The organism is Nocardia sp. NPDC023733 (assembly GCF_040639775.1).
Lineage (GTDB): Bacteria > Actinomycetota > Actinomycetes > Mycobacteriales > Mycobacteriaceae > Nocardia > Nocardia rosealba.
Genome location: NZ_JBFAAN010000003.1, coordinates 349,705 through 368,788, shown reverse-complemented (window position 1 = coordinate 368,788; position 19,084 = coordinate 349,705). Strand labels below are relative to the sequence as shown.

At 66.6% G+C, this 19,084-nt stretch carries 18 protein-coding genes; 10 read left to right on the top strand and 8 right to left on the bottom strand.

Translation table 11 applies throughout. The annotated features are described in order from the left end of the window. Position 1: 1 nt before the first annotated feature. The gene (locus AB0F86_RS17145; protein WP_181698552.1) at positions 2 to 865 is read right to left on the bottom strand and encodes an ABC transporter permease; all 864 of its coding nucleotides are present in this window, start codon (positions 863 to 865) and stop codon (positions 2 to 4) included. Positions 866 to 867: 2 nt separating this feature from the next. Then, complete coding sequence (locus AB0F86_RS17140; RefSeq protein ID WP_308017157.1) at positions 868 to 1,674, bottom strand: ABC transporter permease; 807 nt, start codon at positions 1,672 to 1,674, stop codon at positions 868 to 870. Between the two features lie 538 nt (positions 1,675 to 2,212). Between AB0F86_RS17140 and AB0F86_RS17135 the strand changes: the two genes are divergently transcribed. After that, complete coding sequence (locus AB0F86_RS17135; protein WP_181698550.1) at positions 2,213 to 2,887, top strand: S1 family peptidase; 675 nt, start codon at positions 2,213 to 2,215, stop codon at positions 2,885 to 2,887. Positions 2,888 to 2,950: 63 nt separating this feature from the next. On the opposite strand, the gene AB0F86_RS17130 is transcribed toward AB0F86_RS17135, so the two are convergent. Continuing rightward, the gene (locus AB0F86_RS17130; protein ID WP_181698549.1) at positions 2,951 to 3,577 is read right to left on the bottom strand and encodes a hypothetical protein; all 627 of its coding nucleotides are present in this window, start codon (positions 3,575 to 3,577) and stop codon (positions 2,951 to 2,953) included. An 83-nt stretch (positions 3,578 to 3,660) separates the two neighbouring features. On the opposite strand from AB0F86_RS17130, the gene AB0F86_RS17125 reads away from it, so the two are divergent. The 7 genes from AB0F86_RS17125 to ugpC all read left to right on the top strand — a co-directional run bounded on the left by AB0F86_RS17125 (position 3,661) and on the right by ugpC (position 11,912). Continuing rightward, positions 3,661 to 4,923, top strand: coding sequence for a serine hydrolase domain-containing protein (locus AB0F86_RS17125; protein WP_356985411.1), 1,263 nt, complete (start codon positions 3,661 to 3,663; stop codon positions 4,921 to 4,923). Between the two features lie 93 nt (positions 4,924 to 5,016). Continuing rightward, positions 5,017 to 6,360 carry a cytochrome P450 gene (locus AB0F86_RS17120; protein ID WP_356985410.1) on the top strand — a complete coding sequence of 448 codons (1,344 nt, stop codon included), beginning with the start codon at positions 5,017 to 5,019 and terminating at the stop codon, positions 6,358 to 6,360. 286 nt (positions 6,361 to 6,646) lie between these two features. Then, complete coding sequence (locus tag AB0F86_RS17115) at positions 6,647 to 7,516, top strand: L,D-transpeptidase (RefSeq protein ID WP_225281624.1); 870 nt, start codon at positions 6,647 to 6,649, stop codon at positions 7,514 to 7,516. 153 nt (positions 7,517 to 7,669) lie between these two features. Continuing rightward, entirely contained in the window at positions 7,670 to 8,599 is a 930-nt protein-coding gene (locus AB0F86_RS17110; protein ID WP_356985409.1) for a sugar ABC transporter permease, read from the top strand. Next, positions 8,596 to 9,462 carry a carbohydrate ABC transporter permease gene (locus AB0F86_RS17105; RefSeq protein ID WP_356985408.1) on the top strand — a complete coding sequence of 289 codons (867 nt, stop codon included), beginning with the start codon at positions 8,596 to 8,598 and terminating at the stop codon, positions 9,460 to 9,462. Before AB0F86_RS17110 ends, AB0F86_RS17105 begins: the two co-directional genes overlap by 4 nt. Positions 9,463 to 9,482: 20 nt before the next feature. Next, positions 9,483 to 10,811, top strand: coding sequence for an ABC transporter substrate-binding protein (locus tag AB0F86_RS17100; RefSeq protein ID WP_181698546.1), 1,329 nt, complete (start codon positions 9,483 to 9,485; stop codon positions 10,809 to 10,811). 24 nt (positions 10,812 to 10,835) lie between these two features. Then, positions 10,836 to 11,912 (top strand): sn-glycerol-3-phosphate ABC transporter ATP-binding protein UgpC, encoded by a 1,077-nt coding sequence (gene ugpC / locus AB0F86_RS17095; RefSeq protein WP_356985407.1) that lies wholly within the window; start codon positions 10,836 to 10,838, stop codon positions 11,910 to 11,912. Positions 11,913 to 11,976: 64 nt separating this feature from the next. On the opposite strand, the gene AB0F86_RS17090 is transcribed toward ugpC, so the two are convergent. The 4 genes from AB0F86_RS17090 to AB0F86_RS17075 form a co-directional block, all read right to left on the bottom strand. Then, complete coding sequence (locus tag AB0F86_RS17090; protein WP_356985406.1) at positions 11,977 to 12,729, bottom strand: MBL fold metallo-hydrolase; 753 nt, start codon at positions 12,727 to 12,729, stop codon at positions 11,977 to 11,979. Positions 12,730 to 12,791: 62 nt separating this feature from the next. Continuing rightward, positions 12,792 to 14,807, bottom strand: coding sequence for a M13-type metalloendopeptidase (locus AB0F86_RS17085; RefSeq protein ID WP_356985405.1), 2,016 nt, complete (start codon positions 14,805 to 14,807; stop codon positions 12,792 to 12,794). Positions 14,808 to 14,941: 134 nt separating this feature from the next. Next, positions 14,942 to 15,307: a DUF397 domain-containing protein gene (locus AB0F86_RS17080; protein ID WP_225281630.1), complete on the bottom strand. Its 366-nt coding sequence runs from the start codon at positions 15,305 to 15,307 to the stop codon at positions 14,942 to 14,944. A 10-nt stretch (positions 15,308 to 15,317) separates the two neighbouring features. Further along, positions 15,318 to 16,169, bottom strand: coding sequence for a helix-turn-helix transcriptional regulator (locus AB0F86_RS17075; protein ID WP_356985404.1), 852 nt, complete (start codon positions 16,167 to 16,169; stop codon positions 15,318 to 15,320). Positions 16,170 to 16,303: 134 nt separating this feature from the next. Here AB0F86_RS17075 and AB0F86_RS17070 point away from each other — a divergent pair, with 134 nt between their 5' ends. Next, positions 16,304 to 16,828 carry a hypothetical protein gene (locus AB0F86_RS17070; protein ID WP_220139377.1) on the top strand — a complete coding sequence of 175 codons (525 nt, stop codon included), beginning with the start codon at positions 16,304 to 16,306 and terminating at the stop codon, positions 16,826 to 16,828. Here the strand turns inward: AB0F86_RS17070 and AB0F86_RS17065 are convergent. Beyond that, positions 16,825 to 17,598, bottom strand: a complete 774-nt coding sequence (locus tag AB0F86_RS17065; protein ID WP_181698220.1) for a pirin-like bicupin family protein — start codon at positions 17,596 to 17,598, stop codon at positions 16,825 to 16,827. The two genes, AB0F86_RS17070 and AB0F86_RS17065, sit on opposite strands and share 4 nt — an antisense overlap. Positions 17,599 to 17,765: 167 nt before the next feature. Between AB0F86_RS17065 and AB0F86_RS17060 the strand changes: the two genes are divergently transcribed. Further along, positions 17,766 to 19,022 (top strand): MFS transporter, encoded by a 1,257-nt coding sequence (locus tag AB0F86_RS17060; protein WP_356985545.1) that lies wholly within the window; start codon positions 17,766 to 17,768, stop codon positions 19,020 to 19,022. Positions 19,023 to 19,084 lie beyond the last annotated feature (62 nt).

The window sequence follows — 19,084 nt, the reverse complement described above, 5'->3', positions numbered from 1 at the left end:
CCTACCCCGAGATCCTGATGCCGGGGTCGACGCCCCAGATCGCCAATGTCATGAACAGGTCGGCGAACACGACCAGGATGATGCACATCTTGATCGCCCGGCCCGCGGCCACGCCGACGCCCTCGGGACCACCCGAGGCGAAGAAGCCGTAGTAGCACTGGATGAACGTGGTGATCATGACGAAGATGATCGCCTTGAGCAGCGAGTACAGCACGTCCGTCGGTACCAGGAATTGGTAGAAGTAGTGCGAGTACGTGCCCGCCGCGGTGCCACCGATGAGCTGCACGGTGACCGCGCAGGACAGATAGGCCATCACCAGGCCGATGCAGTACAGCGGAACGATCGCGATGACCGCGGCCATCATCCGGGTGCTGACCAGGTAGGGCAGCGGGCGGATGGCGATGGAGTCGAGCGCGTCGATCTCCTCGGAGATGCGCATGGCGCCCAATTGCGCGGTGAATCGACAGCCCGCCTGGGCCGCGAACGCCAGCGCCGCGAGCAGCGGACCGAGTTCACGGGTGGTGGCGAAGGCCGAGATGGCACCGGTGATCGGGCTCAGGCCGAGCAGGTCGAGCGAGGTGTGGCCCTGGATGGCGACGGTCATGCCGCCGAAGGCGCTGATGATGAGGATGACGCCGATGGTTCCACCACCGACGACGATGTTGCCGTTTCCCCACGTGACGTCGGAGAGCAGGCGCCAGATCTCCTTCGGATACTGCTTGAACGCCAGCGGAATAGAGCCGACGGACCGCAGGAAGAAGAACACCTGGTGGCCGAGGCGGGCGAGCATGTCGACGGGCGCTTTGCCCGCCGCCTTGAGCTGGCGTATCGGCCGCAGCAGCGGAGGTACATAAGTCGATGACATGGTCAGACCACCTGTGGGGGGAAGACAGCGGCGTAGATCTGCGTGATCGCGACGTTGACGCCGAGCAGCATGACCATGGAACTCACGACCGCCGAGTTCACCGCGTTGGCGACACCGCCGGGGCCGCCACGGGCGTTGAGGCCCGAGTCGCAGGCGATGATGGCGGCGATGATGCCGAAGATGACCGACTTGAGCAGCGCCACCGCGAGGTCTCGGGTCACCGCGAACGAGGCGAAGGTGCTCATGTAGGAACCGGGCGTGCCCGCCTGGGCGAAGATGTTGAACATGTAGCCGGTGATGAAGCCGACGAACACGACGAAACCGCAGAGCAGGAAGCTCACCAGCATGGCGGCGCCGAGGCGGGGCGCGACCAGCCTGCGCAGCGGGTCGACACCCATCACCTTCATGGCGTCGATCTCTTCGCGGATGGTTCGTGAGCCGAGGTCGGCGCACACCGCGGAGCCGACGGCACCGGCGATCATGATCGAGGTGACCAGGGGCGCGCCCTGCTGAATGATGCCGAGGCCGTTGGCGGCGCCGATGAACGAGGTCGCGCCGACCTGACCGGCGACCGCGCCGACCTGGATGGACACGATCACGGCGATGGGGATGGCCACGAGCAGCGTCGGTGCGGCGGCGACGTTGGCCATGAACGCGCACTGGCGGACGAACTCGTCGAAGGGGAAGCGTTTACGGAAGATCGCGACGATCAGTTCCGTGATGGCTTCGATACCCATCGTGATCTGTCGACCGAAGGTTTCGAGGGACTTCTTCGGATGGTCTTCCCAAAGGCCCTTGGTCCAGTCCACAGCTTCACTGACCCGTGAACGTTCGGGCGGACTCTTGGTCGACTGCACTGCTATTACCCCTCTCGACGCCAGGCCATCAACACCCCGACGACTTGTTTGCTTGACGCACCTTACTACGGAGTAGTGCAGAACACACCACCGACATGTGAGCGCTGTCATAGATGGATATCACTGTCGGCGGCCCTTATGACCACTGCCATGACGGACCATACAGCCCTGAATTGTCCCGCTTAGGAGTTTGCGCCGGATGTCGTTTCCGAGCACGGACTCCCAGCGTCTGCGGCTGCCGGAAAGAATATTGCGGAAAACTGTCATACATAACGAATGACACGTCTGATTTCTCGCACGGATCACGGGTATAACTCGCCAGGGCCGGCTTCATCACGATTTCGATAGAGAATCGCTATCACTGCCCGGGGTGTCGCGGCGCCTGGTAAGCAGCAATCCGAGGGCTTCGCTCTGGCGCGCCCGGGATCGAATACTGCGGCTATAGACAGACCGTATTGATATCGTGCGAACTTCCGACATCTGGAGGGACATGTTCAGCAAACTCGCGCGTGTGGCCACGGCCGCCTTCGCGCTCACCCTCGGTGCGGCTCTACTCGGCACCGGCGCGGGCACCTCGCAGGCACAACCCGGCCCACCGGTGATCGGCGGCGGATCCGGGATCGTCATCGACAACACCTTCGAATGCACCCTCACCACGGTCGGCCACGACGGCGCGGGCAGGCTCGTCGGCCTCACCGCCGGGCACTGCGGTGACGCGGGCGCACCCGTGGCCGCAGAGGTCGATCGCGGATACGGCGAGATCGGCAGGTTCGTCTACAGCAATACCGAACTCGACTACGCCGTCATCGAATTCACTCCCGGCCGGATCACCCCGGTGAACCGGATCGGCAATGTCACCATCACCGGCGTCGGTGGGCCGGCCCAGTTCCCGACCATCGTGTGCAAGGAGGGCCGGACCACCGGCAACACCTGCGGCATCACCTGGGGCGACGTGTTCGCGACCAATGTGGAGACGTGGTCGCAGATGTGCGTCGTGGAAGGCGATTCCGGTGCGCCGGTGGTGGTCGGCTCGACGCTGGTGGGGATGGTGAACGCCTATCTCGCGGTGGCCTGCTTCGGCCCCGAGGTCGGCACGAACATGTCCGCGATCATGAACGACATGAACGCGCGCGGCGGCCACGGATCCGGGTTCCACCCGATCTGATCGGCGAGTGAACAGACAACGGGCCGCGCGGTCACACCGTGCGGCCCGTCTCGTCGTCGGTGTCTACAGCGTCTGCGCGCAGACGACGAAGCGGCGGGTGTCGTAGACATAGCCCACGTCGGCGTCGTCGGGGCAGTCGTTGGCGCTGGTCGCGTCGCTCTTGATGGTGACGACCCGCACCGGCTCGTTGCCCGAGGCGTTGCAGTCGATCCGGCGTGCGACGAGTTGTTCGGCGGCCACATCCATGCAGCCACCGACGACCCAGTCGATGTCGAGGCACAGGGCGCCGGTCTCGACGCCGTCGAGGGTTTCGAAGTAGTTCTGGTCGCTGTCGGCGATACAACCGTCGCGGTTGGGCGCCTTGCCGATCACCTTGTAGTTGGCCGAGCGGCTGCCGCACGAGGCCTTCTCGATGGTGGCGTCCTCGGCGGTACCGCCGAGATTCACACAGTCGCCGACGCTGGCCTGGAAGTCGGTGGTGCCACCCTTTTTGGTGGTGGGCGCCGGTTTGCTCGTCGTCGACTTGCCCGGTTTCTTGGTGGTCGGTGCGGCGCTGCTGGTGGCGGGGACCACGTCGATCGCCGGCTGCGCGTAGCCGTCGATGGTGCCGCCGCACGCGCTCGAACCGAGCGCGAACGCCGTGATGGCGAGCGCGCCGGCCAACCGGCGGATGGACAGATCTGCAAACACCTACTGTGAATACACCACCGAAGCCACCGGCGTCGACCCGATCCGGTCGGCGGATCGCTACGCAGCATCAGGAGGTTGGGCCGATGGTGTCAGCAACAGCGGGCGAGCCGGACGCGGGAACGCCGACCGCGCCACGGCAGATGCGCATCGATCCGAGGTTCATCCGGCTGGCCGACCACTTCTTCGGGATGTTCCAGCAGCCGAGCCGCGGGGGCGGTGCGCTGGCGATCTACCTCGACGGACGCCCGGTCGTCGATGTCTGGGCGGGGTGGGCGGCCAAGGATCAGCGGTGGAACGGCGGGCACGTGGCGCTCACGTTCTCTACCGGTAAGGGTGTGGCCGCCACGGTGCTGCACCGGGTGGCCGAGCGGGGGTTGATCGACTACGAGGCGCCGGTCGCGGAGTACTGGCCCGAGTTCGCCGCGCACGGCAAGCACGACATCACCGTGCGCGATGTGCTGTCGCACCGGGCCGGGTTGCATCGGGTGCGCGGGCTGGTTCCGGGCCGCGAGGGGATTCTCGACTACGGCGCGGTGGTGACGGCCCTGGCCGAGAGCCCGGCCGACCCGCGCCGTATCCGCACCTCCGGGTACCACGCCATCACCTTCGGCTGGCTGGTCTCGGAGATCCTGCAGCGCGCGACCGGCGAATCCTTCACCGAGCTGTTGCGCCGGGAAGTGGCCCAGCCCTTGGGAACCGACGAGTTCTGGTTCCAGGTGCCCGTCGCGCAGCGCCGCCGGATCGCGAAGATTTTCCCGCATCTCGCACCGCCGGGTATCCGCTGGAACACCGCATCGTCGGTGTTGTCCTGGGTGCGGCCCGTGCGCGGGCTCGCGGAGGCCGGGATGCCGGAGAGTTTCGACGAACTGGTGCGCGATCCGCGCGTGCACGACGCGGTGATGCCCGGCTGGAACGGGGTGTTCTCGGCGCGGGCGCTGGCGCGGATGTACGGCGCGCTGGCCAACGGTGGCGTTGTTTATACGGGTGACGCGGAAAATACTGTGGCCGAAGGTGATTCGCCGGTGCAGTTCCTGCGCCCGGAGACGATCGAGCAGATCAACCGCACCCAGCAGACCGAGAGCCGTGACTACGTGCTCGGATTGCCGTTGCGGTTCACCCTCGGCTACCACCGGCCCGTGTTGATGACCAAGCAGCAACCACGACATGCCTTCGGCCACTACGGAGTCGGCGGCTCCGGCGCCTACGCCGATCCCGATCTGGGCATGTCGATCGCGTTCGTCACCAACCGCCTCGGCAACGCGGTGACCGCGCTCGGGGACGCACGGCTGGCAAAGCTCGCGGCCATCGCCCAGGGCACCGTGCGGCGCACCCGCGCCGAGCGGTAGTCGAACCGGACGCGGGCGCACACCGTAGTACCCGGCATGAGAGGTCAGCGGCCGGAGGCGGCAGCGAAGCGTAACCACGGAGGCCGCCCGAGCATGCCGATCGGACACAGCATGAACGGCCAGCGCCCACCACGCCCCGCCCTGCTGCACGGCTTGGCCGCAGGCCTCGATTTCGAGGGCTACCTGCGTCGACGTGCGGCGAGCGGTGACCCGTTCGCGGTCGGTTTTCCGGGATTTCCGCCGGTGTTGTTCACCGGGACCGCCGAGGGCGCGCGCGAACTGTTCCGGGCGCCGGTCGAGCTCGTCGACCCGCCGCGGCCGAACCCGATCGAGCCGATGGTCGGTACGGCGTCGCTGATCCTCAGTTCAGGGCCGCGTCATCGCACGGATCGGGCCATGCTCGCGCCCGCGTTCCACCGCGCGAAGGTGCGGGCGCTGGGCGAAGTGATCCGGGAATCGACGCTGCGCGAACTCGAATCCGACAGTGGTACAGGGGTTTCCTGGCCGGTCGGCAGCCGGGTCGACGTGCTGTCGAAGGCACGATCCATCACCCTGCGCACGATCCTCGCGGCAGTGTTCGGCGCTGGCGCCGACAGTGAATACGCCGACGCGGTCGACGATTTCCTCTCGACCTTCACTACGCCGCTACTCGTAGCTCCCGTTTTGCGCCGTGCCACCGGCGGTTTCGGGCCGTGGGACCGCTTCGTCGCGGCCAGGAGCCGGCTCGATCGGCGGCTGCTCGCAGGCATCGCGCGCCGTCGCGCCGAGGGCCCGGCCGCGGGCGATCTGCTCGATCTGCTGCTCGCCACCCGTTACGAGGACGGCTCCGCGTTGACCGATTCCGAACTGTGCGAACAGTTGCGCACCCTGCTCGTCGCCGGGCACGAGACCACCGCGACCTCACTCACCTGGGCGTTGTATCACCTGCATCGCGAACCCGGCCTACTCACCAGGCTCACCGACGAGCTGGCGCAGACGGGCGACGATCCGGCCGAACAGGCCACCGCGCCGCTGCTCGACGCCGTCTGCCAAGAGACGCTTCGCCTGCACCCGGCAGTGCCCATCGTGCTGCGGCAGTTGCGCGAACCGTGGCGCTGGCGTGGGGTGGAGGTAGCCGCCGGGCAGACGATCGGGTTGGCGGTCGGTGTACTGCACAGCCAGGCGTCGATCTGGCCGGCACCACGAATGTTCCACCCCGACCGTTTCCTCGGCCGCAAGTTCACCCCGTTCGAGTACGCGCCGTTCGGCGGCGGTCATCGCCGGTGTATCGGCGCCACGCTGGCCGAATACGAACTGCGCGTCGTGCTCGCTACCCTGCTCACCGGTGCCCGGTTGCGCCTGGACCCCGCGCTGGCCCTCGGCCGCCGACCGCGCACGGTGCCGCACAATCTCGCGACCGCGCCGAACCGGGCGATCCACTTCACACGTACGGCGTGATCTCCCTCACTCCAGGTTTGAGAGTCACATGCGTGTGCTTCCGGACCGTGGTGCCGATGCCTTTCCGACTCGCCGCCCTGAGCGTGGCGTTTGACGAAAGCCGCTGAGTCACAGGTTGTTATGTGACACAGCGCACAGCGTTGCCGTTCCGTGATCGCGATGCAACGGAGCTGGCACGTTGTCACCCCGGACGGGTAGGAATGAGCGGTCAGGGTCGGGGCGTCGTTACCCCGTGGAGACCCCATGCGGACTCCGCGTCATTCGAAGATATAGACGAGGAAACCTAATGCACTACGAGGCAAACCGGCAGCAATCCCATCGGCTTCGCCGTGGTCTGCTGCTGACGGCGGCGATCGCGGCCACCGGCGCGCTCATCGCTGTTCCCGCGCAGGCTCAGCCCGCGCTTCCCGGCGCGGGTTCCAGCAACCCCGTGGTCGAGCAGCCCGCGCCGCAGGCGACGTTCGCGCCGCCGAACATCAACATCGCCGACGGCGAGACGGTCGGCGTCGCACAGCCGATCATCATCACCTTCAAGGACCCGATCGAGGATCGTGCGGCCGCCGAGCGGGCCATCAAGGTCACCTCGAGCGCCAACGTGCCCGGCAACTTCTACTGGACCGGCGACAAGCAGGTGCGCTGGAAGCCCACCGAGTTCTGGCCCGCCAACACCGACGTGACCGTCGTCGCCGGCGGCACCACCAGCTCGTTCCACATCGGTGACGCCTTCGTCGCCACCGTGGACGACGCGACTAAGGTCATCACCGTCACCCGCAACGGTGAAGTGGTGCGCGAGATGCCCACCTCGCTCGGCAAGCCCGGCTACGAGACCCCCAACGGCACCTACATCGTCGGTGAGCGGCTCGAGAAGATGACGATGGACTCGTCGACCTACGGTGTGCCGGTCACCGACCCCGAGGGCTACAAGCTCGAGGTCGAGTACGCCACCCGCCTGTCCAACAGCGGCATCTTCATCCACGCCGCGCCGTGGTCGGTGGGTCAGCAGGGCTACTCCAATGCCAGCCACGGCTGCCTGAACGTGAGCACCGAGGATGCCAAGTGGTTCCTGGAGAACTCGCGTCGCGGTGATGCGGTGATCGTCACCGGCACCCAGGGCCCCACCCTGAGCGCCGGCGACGGCCTGGGCGACTGGAACTGATTCACCTGCCGCACTGAACAAAAGCCGAACAATACGATCAAACCAGGTCGTGTTGTTCGGCTTTTTGCTGTACTCGTCTTTGTGCGCCCGATGTTCAGGAAATCGGCGGGCAGGGTTAACCAGCGGTTCGCCATGCGCCGTAAAGCTGCCGCGGTGCGTAGCAGTCCGGAGCGGGTTCTTCCCGTGCAGCGAGGTCGTGGCCTGAGAAATCGGCCGTGGCAGGACTACGCGTTGTTTCTGTTACTCGTAGTCCCGAACTTGGTTCTGCTCGGGATGTTCGTCTACCGGCCGCTGGCAGACAACATCCGGCTCTCGTTCACCGACTGGAACATCGCCGACCCCGTCGCCACGCCCATCGGTTTCGCCAACTACGTGGAATGGTGGCAGCGCGACGACTCCTGGAAGGTCGTCGGCAACACCGTGATCTTCACCGTCGCGGCGGTGGTCGTCAGCATGGCACTCGGCCTGGCGCTCGCCATGCTGCTCGACCGGAAGTTGTTCGGGCGCAATGTGGTTCGCTCTGCCATCTTCGCGCCGTTCGTGATCTCCGGTGCGGCGATCGGGGTGGCGTTCCAATTCATCTTCGACCCCAGTTTCGGGCTCGTGCAAGATGTGTTGCACCGCCTCGGCGTGACGAATGTGCCGGATTTCTACCAGGATCCGCAGTGGGCGTTGTTCATGGTGACGATCACTTACATCTGGAAGAATCTCGGATACACCTTCGTCATCTATCTGGCGGCATTGCAGGGCGTGCGGAGCGAACTGTTGGAAGCCGCCGAAATGGATGGCGCGAGCCGGTGGACGACATTCACCAAAGTACTTCTGCCGCAACTCCGTCCGACCACATTCTTCCTTTCGATCACGGTATTGCTGAACTCGCTTCAGGTATTCGACATCATCAATGTGATGACACGTGGCGGGCCGCTCGGCAACGGCACGACAACCATGGTCTTCCAGGTGTACGAGGAGTCGTTCCGCAATTTCCGCGCGGGCTACGGCGCGACTGTCGCGACGATCATGTTCGCCGTGCTGCTCGTGGTGACCCTGATCCAGGTGCGCGTGATGGATCGAGGTGAACGATGAAACACGTTGGTCCCGAAACGGTTTCGTATCGCAGGCGGGAACGCGCGATCACCCTGCTCGGGTACGCGGCGATGCTGTGCGTGCTCGTCATGGTCGGGGTTCCGCTGTTCTGGATCCTCATCACCTCGTTCAAGGACCGCGCCGACATCTACACCCAGCCCGCGGTGTACTGGGCGCACAGCTGGCACCCGGAGAACTACGGGCACGCCACGACGACCGTCCCGTTCTGGACGTTCCTGCGCAACTCGCTGATCGTCACCGGGGTGGTGTCGGCGGTGAAGTTCACGCTCGGGGTGTTCAGCGCATACGGCCTGGTGTTCCTGCGCTTCCCCGGCAAGAACATCGTGTTCCTGGCGATCATCGCCGCGTTGATGGTGCCCAACCAGATCACCGTCATCTCCAACTACGCGCTCATCGCGCAGCTCGGTTGGCGCAACACCTTCCAGGGCATCATCATCCCGCTCTGCGGCGTGGCCTTCGGAACCTTCCTCATGCGCAACCACTTCCTGTCGCTACCCGGTGAGGTGATCGAGGCCGCCCGCATGGACGGCGCCAACTGGTGGCGGCTGCTCACCCATGTCGTGCTGCCGATGTCGGGGCCGACGATGGTGGCGTTCGCGGTGGTCACGCTGGTGAACGAGTGGAACGAATACCTCTGGCCGTTCCTGATGGCCGACTCCGCCGATGTCGCCACCCTGCCGGTGGGGCTCACGCTGCTGCAGAACACCGAGAACCCGAGCGTCACCAACTGGGGTCCGGTGATGGCGGGCACGGTGCTCACCATGCTGCCGATTCTCGTGGTGTTCCTCGCGCTGCAACGTCACATGATCAAAGGCCTCACCTCCGGTGCGGTCAAGGGTTGATTCTCGAACAGGAGATCCACGTGTCCACTTCACGATTTCCGGCGCTGAGCCGTCGCGGCTTCCTCGGCCTGTCCGGCGGTGTCGCCGCCGGTCTCGCGCTCACCGCTTGCGCGGGCACCGGCGGCGGGTCCGGTGGTGGCGGCGACGCGAACACGATCACCTTCTGGTCCAACCACCCCGGCACCTCCAAGGAACTCGAGCTCGAGCTCATCAACCGGTTCCAGGCACAGCACCCCGAGCTGAAGGTGAACCTCGTCGACGCGGGCAAGAACTACGAGGAGGTGGCGCAGAAGTTCAACGCCGCGCTCACCGGTGGTGACCTGCCCGATGTTGTTGTGCTGTCCGATGTCTGGTGGTTCAACTACGCGCTGACCGGTGCCATCGAACCGCTCGACGGGCTGTTCGGTGACGCGGGGGTGAAGCTCGACGACTACGTCGACTCGCTGGCCGCGGACTACCTGTTCGACGGTAAGCACTACGCGCTGCCGTACGCGCGCTCGACGCCGCTGTTCTATTACAACAAGGATGTGTGGGCCAAGGCGGGGCTGCCGGATCGTGGGCCGAACTCGTGGCAGGAGTTCGACGAGTGGGGTCCCAAGATCCAGTCGGTGGTCGGCGGCGACAAGTTCGCCCATGCCTGGGGCGATGCCAAGAACTACCTCGGCTGGACCTTCCAGGGCCCGAACTGGACCTTCGGCGGCGCCTACTCCGACAAGTGGGCGCTGAAGTTCACCGACCCCGGTTCGATCGCGGCCGCCACCTACCTGCGCGAATCGATCAATGTGAAGAAGTACGCGGCGATCCGTCCGCAGATCGCCGTCGATTTCGGGACCGGGGTCGCCGCCTCGACCATCGCCTCCACCGGTGACCTGAAGGGCATCCAGAAGAACGCGACCGGCAAGTTCGAGCTCGGCACGGCGTTCCTGCCGCATCCCAGTGGGCCCGGCGTCACCACCGGTGGTGCCGGTCTCGCGGTGCCCTCGCGCATCTCCGCCGAGCGGAAGGTGAACGCGCTCAAGTTCATCGAGTTCGCGACCAATGCGGCCAATACGGCGTACTTCTCGCAGAACACGGGTTACATGCCGGTGCGCAAGTCGGCGGTGAGCGATCCCACCGAGGTGGACTTCCTCGCGAAGAACCCGCACTCCAAAACTGCCATCGACCAACTGGCGGTGACCAAGTCGCAGGACTACGCGCGGGTGTTCGTGCCCGGCGCCGACCAGATCATCGGCACCGGATACGAGCAGATCGGTCTGCAGAACGCCGATCCGGCAACGGTTCTCGCGAAGGTCGCCGGTGACATCCAGGCGATCATCGACCGGCAGATCACCCCCAAGCTGCCCAAGTAGTCCCCGCGTTTCGAGGAGAAGTCCATGGCGACAGTGCAGTTCGACGGTGTCACCCACCGTTACCCCGGCAGCGAGACCGCCGCGGTCGACGCACTCGATCTCGATATCGCCGACGGCGAATTCCTCGTGCTCGTCGGACCGTCCGGGTGCGGCAAGTCGACCAGCCTGCGCATGCTCGCCGGGCTGGAATCGGTGGAGGACGGCACGATTCGCATCGGCGATCGTGATGTGACCGGACTGCCGCCCCGGGCGCGCGATGTGGCGATGGTGTTCCAGAGTTACGCGCTGTACCCGAACATGACGGTGGCGCAGAACATGGGCTTCGCGCTGCGCAACGCGGGAATGTCGAAGTCCGACACTCTCGTTCGCGTGCGCGAAGCCGCAGCCATGCTGGAACTCGAGCCGCTGCTCGACCGCAAACCGGCGAAACTGTCGGGCGGGCAGCGGCAGCGGGTGGCGATGGGGCGGGCGATCGTGCGCCGCCCACAGGTGTTCTGCATGGACGAACCTCTGTCCAACCTGGACGCGAAACTGCGGGTGAGCACCCGCTCGCAGATCGCCGCCCTGCAGCAGCGCCTCGGCACCACAACGGTGTACGTCACCCACGACCAGGTGGAGGCCATGACCATGGGCCACCGCGTCGCTGTGCTGCGCGAAGGCACCCTGCAGCAGATCGCCGCACCGCGCGAACTCTACGACGACCCGGTGAACACCTTCGTCGCCGGTTTCATCGGCTCACCCGGCATGAACCTGCTCGAAGCCCCCGTCACCGACGGTCACGCCGTCCTCGACGGCCTGCGAATCCCCTTGCCGCGCAGCGTCACCGGTGCCCGGGTGGTCCTCGGCATCCGTCCCGAATCCTGGGAGGTCACCACCGACCCCGACGGCATCACCGTCGTCGCCGAACTCCTCGAGGAACTCGGCGCCGAATCCTTCGTCTACACCCGCGGCGCGGGCACCGACTGGTCCACCCGCGCAGGCAAAATCGTCGTCCGAGTAGACCGCCGCTTCCACACCACCCTCGGCGAAACCCTCCACCTCCGCCCCAAACCCGAAGAAATCTTCTACTTCGACGCCGAAACCGAACTCCGCCTCCGCTGACCTATTTCAGCCCGGCGTTGTCAGCAGCTGCTGGACTTCAGATCCGGTCGTTCTCAGCGCTGTGTCAGCGGAGCTGAATTGTTGCGTGTTCGCGGGCTCGGGTTACGGCTTCGGTGATGCCCTTCCGGAAGGGGAGGCCGTGGCCGGGGAGGACGAGGGGGGCGTCGAGGGGTTCGAGGGCACCGAGGGCGTTCAGGGTTTGTTCGGTGTTGTGGTGGAAGAACTTGGGGAGTAGTTGGGGGCCCTGGTGGGTGGAGGTGGGGTGGGCGGTGATGAGGGCGTCGCCGGTGGCTATGGCGCCCTGGGTGGGGAGGTGGAAGGCGGTGTGGCCGGAGGTGTGGCCGGGAGAGGAGATGGGGACGGGGTTGCCCGGGAGGTCGAGGGGGCCTTCGGTGGGGAAGGGCTGGATGTGGGGGACCGGGTTCTTGCGGAGGCCGCCCGCGGCGGTGATGCGCAGCGCCCAGGCCGCGGTGCTCGGGGCGGTAAGGCGTTTGATCACGTCGAGGGGAGTGGCTGACTCGTGGACCTCGCCGCGGGCGTGGGGCACCTCGGTGGGGCTGGTGTAGGCGGGGGTGCCGTAACGGCGGTGCAGGTGGTTCAGGGCGCCGACGTGGTCGAGATGGGCGTGGGTGAGCAGGACGGCGACGACGTCTTCGGGGCGGTGGCCGAGGGCACGGATCGCCGATTCGATGATCTTCGCGTCGCCGTACCAGCCGGCGTCGATGAGGGTGAGGTCGCGACCCTCGCGCAGCAGGACCATGTTCACATCCGTGCCACGGATGGTGAAGACATCGTCGGCGACTTGGTGACAGCGCATGGAAAACCTCTCCCTGACAGTGGGTTTCGACCCTACCGGCTCAGCGGTAGGGTCGCGCCCGATCACCAGATGGTGACCCGCTCCTCCGGTGCCAGGTACAGCTTGTCGTCGGGCGTCACCTCGAACGCCTCGTAGAAGCTGTCGATATTGCGCACCACCGCGTTGCAGCGGAACTCCGGCGGCGAATGCGGGTCGACGGCGAGGCGGCGGATCGCCTCCTCCTGCCGCGCCTTGGTCCGCCACACCTGCGCCCAGCCGTAGAACACCCGCTGCAGACCGGTGAGCCCGTCGATGACCGGCGGCTCTTCACCGTCGAGCGAGATCTTGTACGCGGCAAGGGCAATCGACAGGCCACCGAGATCACCGATGTTCTCGCCGATGGTGAACTCGCCGTTCACGGTGTGCTCGTCGGACAGATCAGCGGGCGAGAGCACGTTGTACTGGTCGATCAGCGCCTTGGTCCGCTTGCCGAATTCGGCGCGGTCATCGTCGGTCCACCAGTCCTGCATATTGCCGTCGCCGTCGTACTTCGCGCCCTGGTCGTCGAAGCCGTGCCCGATCTCGTGGCCGATCACCGCGCCGATCCCGCCGTAGTTGGCGGCGTCGTCGGCATTCATGTCGAAGAACGGCGGCTGCAGGATGGCGGCCGGGAAGACGATCTCGTTCATGCCGGGGTTGTAGTAGGCGTTCACCGTCTGCGGGGTCATGAACCATTCGCCGCGGTCCACGGGACCACCGAGTTTGCCCAGGTCACGGTCGTGGTCGGCGGCGTAGCCACGCCGGTAGTTGCCGACGAGGTCCGCCGCGTCGATCTCGACGGCCGAGTAGTCGCGCCAGGTGTCGGGGTAGCCGATCTTGGGGGTGAACTTCTCCAGCTTGGTCAATGCCGCGGCGCGGGTGTCGGGGCCCATCCACTCGAGTTCGGCGATATTGCGGCGGTAGGCCTCCTGCAGATTGGCGACCAACTCCACCATCCGCGCCTTGGCCTCGGGCGGAAAGTGCCTGGCCACATACAGTTTGCCGACGGCCTCGCCGAGCAGTTCCTGGACCAGGCCGACGCCACGCTTCCAGCGTTCCCGGATCTCCTGCGCGCCGGTGAGAGTGCGGCCGTAGAAGTCGAAGTTCGCGGCGACGATCTCGTCGGTGAGGTAGGGCGCGCGCGCGTGCAGCACCTGCCACGCCGCCCACGCCTGCCAATCCGCCTGCGGCGCATCCGACCACGCGCGCGCGAAGGCGCCGACGTAACCGGGCTGGCGGATCACGAGTTCGGCGAACAGCTCGGTGCCCGCACGGTCGACACCCTCGGCGACGGCGTCGGCCCAAGCGGCCCAATCGAATTCGGGGTGGGCGGTGGCGAGCTCGTCGAAAGTGGTGAGGTTGTAGCTCTTCTCGGCATCGCGTCGGCGCACCACGTCCCAGTGGCCCGCGGCGAGGGTGCGTTCCAGCTCGAACACCCGATTCGCCGCGTCGGCCGGATCGGTCGGCACGAGGCCGGCCAGGGCCGGGTCGGACGCGGCGAGGGTGAACATCTTGGTGAGGTGGGCGCGGTAGGCGTCGCGGATCTCGGCGAACTCGTCGGACCGGTAGTACGACTCGTCGGGCAGGCCGATGCCCGACTGGGTGGCGTGCAGCAGGTAGCGGGTGGAGTCCTTGTCGTCGGTGTCGACGTAGTAGGCGAGCGCGCCGCGCACGCCGGTGCGCTGCAAGCGGCCGAGCAGCGCGGCGAACGCGCTCGCGTCGGCGACCGTGGCGATGGCGTGCAGTTCGTCGGCCACCGGGGTGAGCCCGGCGGCGGCGACCAACTCGGTGTTCATGAAGCTCGAGTACAGGTCACCGATCTTGCGGGCATCCGCGCTGTCGGCCGAACCCTCGGCGCACTCGGTGATGATGGTCTGCACATCGATCTCGGCCTGGTCGTACAACGTCCGGAACGCACCGTCCACTGCCCGGTCGGCCGGAATCTCGTAGTCGGCCAACCACCGCCCGTTGACATGCGCGAACAGATCGTCCTGCACCCGCACATCCTGATCACGGAAGGACAGGTCGATACCGGAGGGGCTGCTCAGATCCGAAGTCACGCGCTCCAGTATGCCGAAACATCATCGCGAACCGGGGGCGTGCTGGAAGGCGCCGCGACACGTCGGCGATCGGGCATCGGCGTCCATCCTGACGCGCACTGCCCGGTCGCCGACGGGTGCGGAGCGGATTCGGGTTACACGCAGGCGAATTCGTCGTCGCGGACGCCGGCTACGAAGGCGTCCCATTCGGCGGGGGTGTAGTGCAGGGCGGTCGATCCGTGGCGCAGGGTTGTCGTGCCGTCGGCTGCGTGCTGGGTGGTGAGGGAGGGGTGCGGGCGCTGGGCGAGCAGGCAGTCGAGGAAGGCGGTCCACACGGCGGCGGGGACGGTGATGATCGGCTCGTCGAGGCCACGGTTCATCGGGTTGCGCCGGAATTTGCTGTCTCGTATCTGGACGGCGTCACCTTCGAAGCGAACCTCGACACATTGGTTACCGTTGTTGGAGCGCGACGAGGTGAACCAGCCGTGATCGGCCGGGCGGCGGCGAGCTGTGATCGACATGACACAAATCTTACACTCTCGCATAGTCGCTGATCAGGGCAAGGGATTCGGATCTCGGCATGGCCTGATCCCTGGCCCGCAGGAAGGCGTAGCCGAGATCGCGGACCTGTTCGGCGTCGTCTACATGCCCACCGAAAACAGCGCTCTCCGCCCACGCGAAAGTCGGTAGCTGATCGCTTGCGAAGTCGAGCAGATGGAAACTGGAACCGCCGAGCACCGCGCCCTCGGGAGCGCTGAACGGGATCACCCGGACGTCGACGGTGTCGAGCTCGCGCATCAGCTCCACCAGGTGACGCAACTGCCCGCGCAACACTTCGGGTCCCCCGGTCTGCTGACGCAGCGTCGCCTCACCGAGCACGGCCGTGAGTTCCAGCGGTTCCGGTTCCCGCAGCCGCCGCTGGCGCCGCAACCGTATCGCGACTAATTGGTCTACCTGCACCGGGCGGATCATCACGTCGGCACTGATGAGCGCCCGCGCGTATGCCTCCGTTTGGAGGAGGCCGGGCACGATCAGGCTGTCGTAGCTGCGGATGCTCTGCGCCCCCGCCTCCATTCCGTACAAACGCTGCAGTTCGGGGCCGATCAGCGCGGCCGAAGTGGACCACCAGCCGCGCTGTTTGCTGACCTCGAGCAGCGCGAGCAATTCCCGCCGTTCGTCGACGGGCACATCGAGAACATCGAGCACCGGTTCGATAGTCGTGCGTGTGAGGACCCGTCGGCCTTTTTCCACATGGGACCAGTTGGCGGGGGTGAAACCGACCCGCTTGGCAAAACCCGCGGAGTCGAAACCACGCTGTTCGCGCAGGTCACGCAGGCGCAGGACCAGTTCCCAGCGCGCGGCGGTAGGCGAAACGGGTGCCATGGGCGCTGATCGTACTCCGGGTGAACACACCTGCTACTGACTATTGTCAGCGTCGTTGTGTCGCATTAGGCTGTAGATAGCGGCAAATATCTAGCGAATGCAAGCTCCACACCGTCGACGGAGACGAGGTAGTGATGAGCCAGCGCACTGACAGCAAGGGCGGCTATGCCGCCGCCGAGGAATACTCGGAAACCCAGGACGCGCTCGCGCGCTGTCGTCACTATCGCAAGCACAACGGTCTCTATGCCGTGGTCGAAGCCACCTTCGGGCGCATCGTGCTCGAAATCGGGGCCGTCGGAGCCGTGGTGATGCCCTCGACGCTGGGCGAACGAGTGCGCGGACAGCTCCTCAGCCGTGGTCAACGCTGCGGACCGATCATCGGGCACCCCCGGTCCGGCCGCTGGACCTTCCTCACCGGGCCCACCGACAATTCCTACCTCGACACCGAACTGTTCGCCGAGATGTTCCGGGTGTGCGCATCGGTCGCCCTGCCCGGCAGCGACGTGGTGCTGCCCTCGCCGGCCGACGAACGCAGCGGCTACCGCATCTGGCTGCAACCACCCGACGGCGACTACCGCCCCGACTTCGCGCAGATCGTCGCCGCCACCCGCGCCAACGCCAGAACCACCGCCCTGGTGCGCGAACCCGGCTCGGCCTAGCCGCCCAGCCGGGCGTGCATCTCCCAGACCAGCACCTCGGCGTCCCCGTGTGGGCGAATCAGCTGACCACCCGAGCGGGTGAGCCGCACGGCGTCGCCCTGGGCCAAGGTGCCGACACCTTCCATGTCCACCTCGCCGCGCGCGACGAAAACATGCAGGTAGGGGGCATCGGGCAGGGTCACGGGCGCGCTGTCGGCGGTCAACCGGGCCACGTGCATCGCCGCGTGCGAGGAATTGATCGAGATGGCGGTGCGGTCGCGGTAACGCGGTAGGCCCGAGGCCACCGTCACCAGATCGCCGCGGGCGAGTTCGTCATCGATCTCGAGCTGCTGATAGCCCGGATCGACACCGGGTTCGTCGGGCACCACCCACATCTGCACGAAATGCACCGGCTCGTCGTGCTCGGGCAGCTTGCCGTCGAGGCGCCAGGAGTCGTTCTTCTCCGAGTGCAGGATGCCGGTGCCGGCGCTCATCCGCTGGGCCAGACCGGGATAGATCACGCCGTTGTGGCCGAGCGAATCCTGGTGCACCAGACTGCCGCCGAGCACCCAGGTGACGATCTCCATGTCGCGGTGCGGGTGGGTGTCGAAACCCTCGCCGGGCAGCACCACGTCCTCGTTGTTCACCAGCAGCAGGCCGTGATGGGTGTTGTCGGGGTCGTAGTGCTCGCCGAACGAGAACGAATGCTTGGAGTCGAGCCAGGAGATCCTGGTCTTCATCCGGTCACCGCCCCGATGCACCTCGATGCGCGGTGTCGTCGATGTGGACATGACCCTCCTCCTGCGCTGCACCCGTACCGCCACCTCAATTCTGGCACCACTATCCTCACGACGTGTCGACCCATCGCGCTGACGGCTCGAATCCGGCGGATGAGCGGCCGATCTCGCTGCGACATCTGCTGCGCGAAAGCCGCGGTGTGGTGCGGCGCAATCCACGGATGCCACGGTTGGCGCTGCTGCGCCTGGCCGCCCAATTCGGTGACGGCATGTTCCAGGCGGCGCTGTCGGGCGCCATCCTGTTCAACCCCGAACGCGAAACCGACCCCCTGGCCATCGCCGCCGGTTTCGCGGTGCTGCTGCTGCCGTATTCGGTGCTCGGCCCCTACGCGGGCGCCCTGCTCGACCGCTGGGATCGGCGCAGTGTGCTGCTGGTGGCGAGCATCGCGCGGGCGACGCTGATCGCGGCCGCCGCGCTCGCGCTGTTCGCCGGGGCGGGGGAGAGCGTGCTCCTCGTGCTCGCGCTGGCGACCGTCGGAATCAGCCGATTCGTGCTCGCCGGAGTATCGGCCGCGCTGCCGAGGGTGCTCGAACAGCGCTGGCTGGTTCCGATGAACTCCGTGCTGGCCACGGTGGCCTCGGCGTGCGCGGGGGTCGGCGCGGCGGCGTCGGTGGCGGTGATCGCGGTGCTCGGGGCGGGGGATTCGGCCTCTGCCGTGGCGGTCGCGCTCAGCGGGGTCGGGTCGGTGGTCGGCGCGCTGCTCGCCGTCGGTTTCACACCCCACATCCTCGGGCCCGAAAAGGGCTCGGCGGGAGCGGAAAGCACTGTCCGTGCGATCGCTACCGGATTGGCCACGGGTGCGCGCGCGGTCTGGCGATCGACGCAGGTGACGACCGCGATGATCGGCATCGGAGCGCATCGCATCGTGTTCGGGATGAACACGCTCATCATGGTGCTGGTACTGCGTCAGCCCGAGGGGCAGAGCGAAATGAGCGGCGGGCTGGTCGGATTCGGGGTCGCGATCGGTGCGGCCGCGGCGGGCATGCTGCTCGCCGCGATCCTCGCGCCCGTGCTGATTCCCCGGCTCGGCAGGCCGCGGACCGTGCTCGTCGGGCTGGCGACAGCCGTCGTCGTGCAGCTCACCCTGGTGACGCCGATCGCGCTCGCGTCATCGGAATCGGCCACCGACCACGCCCACCGGCTGCTGCTGATCGGCGCGTTCGGGCTCGGGCTCGCCGGGCAGACGATCAAGCTCACCGGCGACGCCAGCATGCAGATCGAGATCGACGACGACCGGCGCGGACAGGTCTTCGCCCTCCAGGACACGGTGTTCAACATGACCTTCGTGCTGGCCATCGCCGCGACCGCACTGGTGATCCCTGCCGACGGCCGTTCGTTGACGGTGGTGCTGGTCGGGGCCGGGGTGTACGCGCTCGGCATCGTCGCGATCGCCCTGAATTCGCGGCGGGTGCGCTAGTCGTCGGGCACCTGTCCGGTCTCCGCGGAGCACGCACTCGACCACATCATTCCGCGGGGACC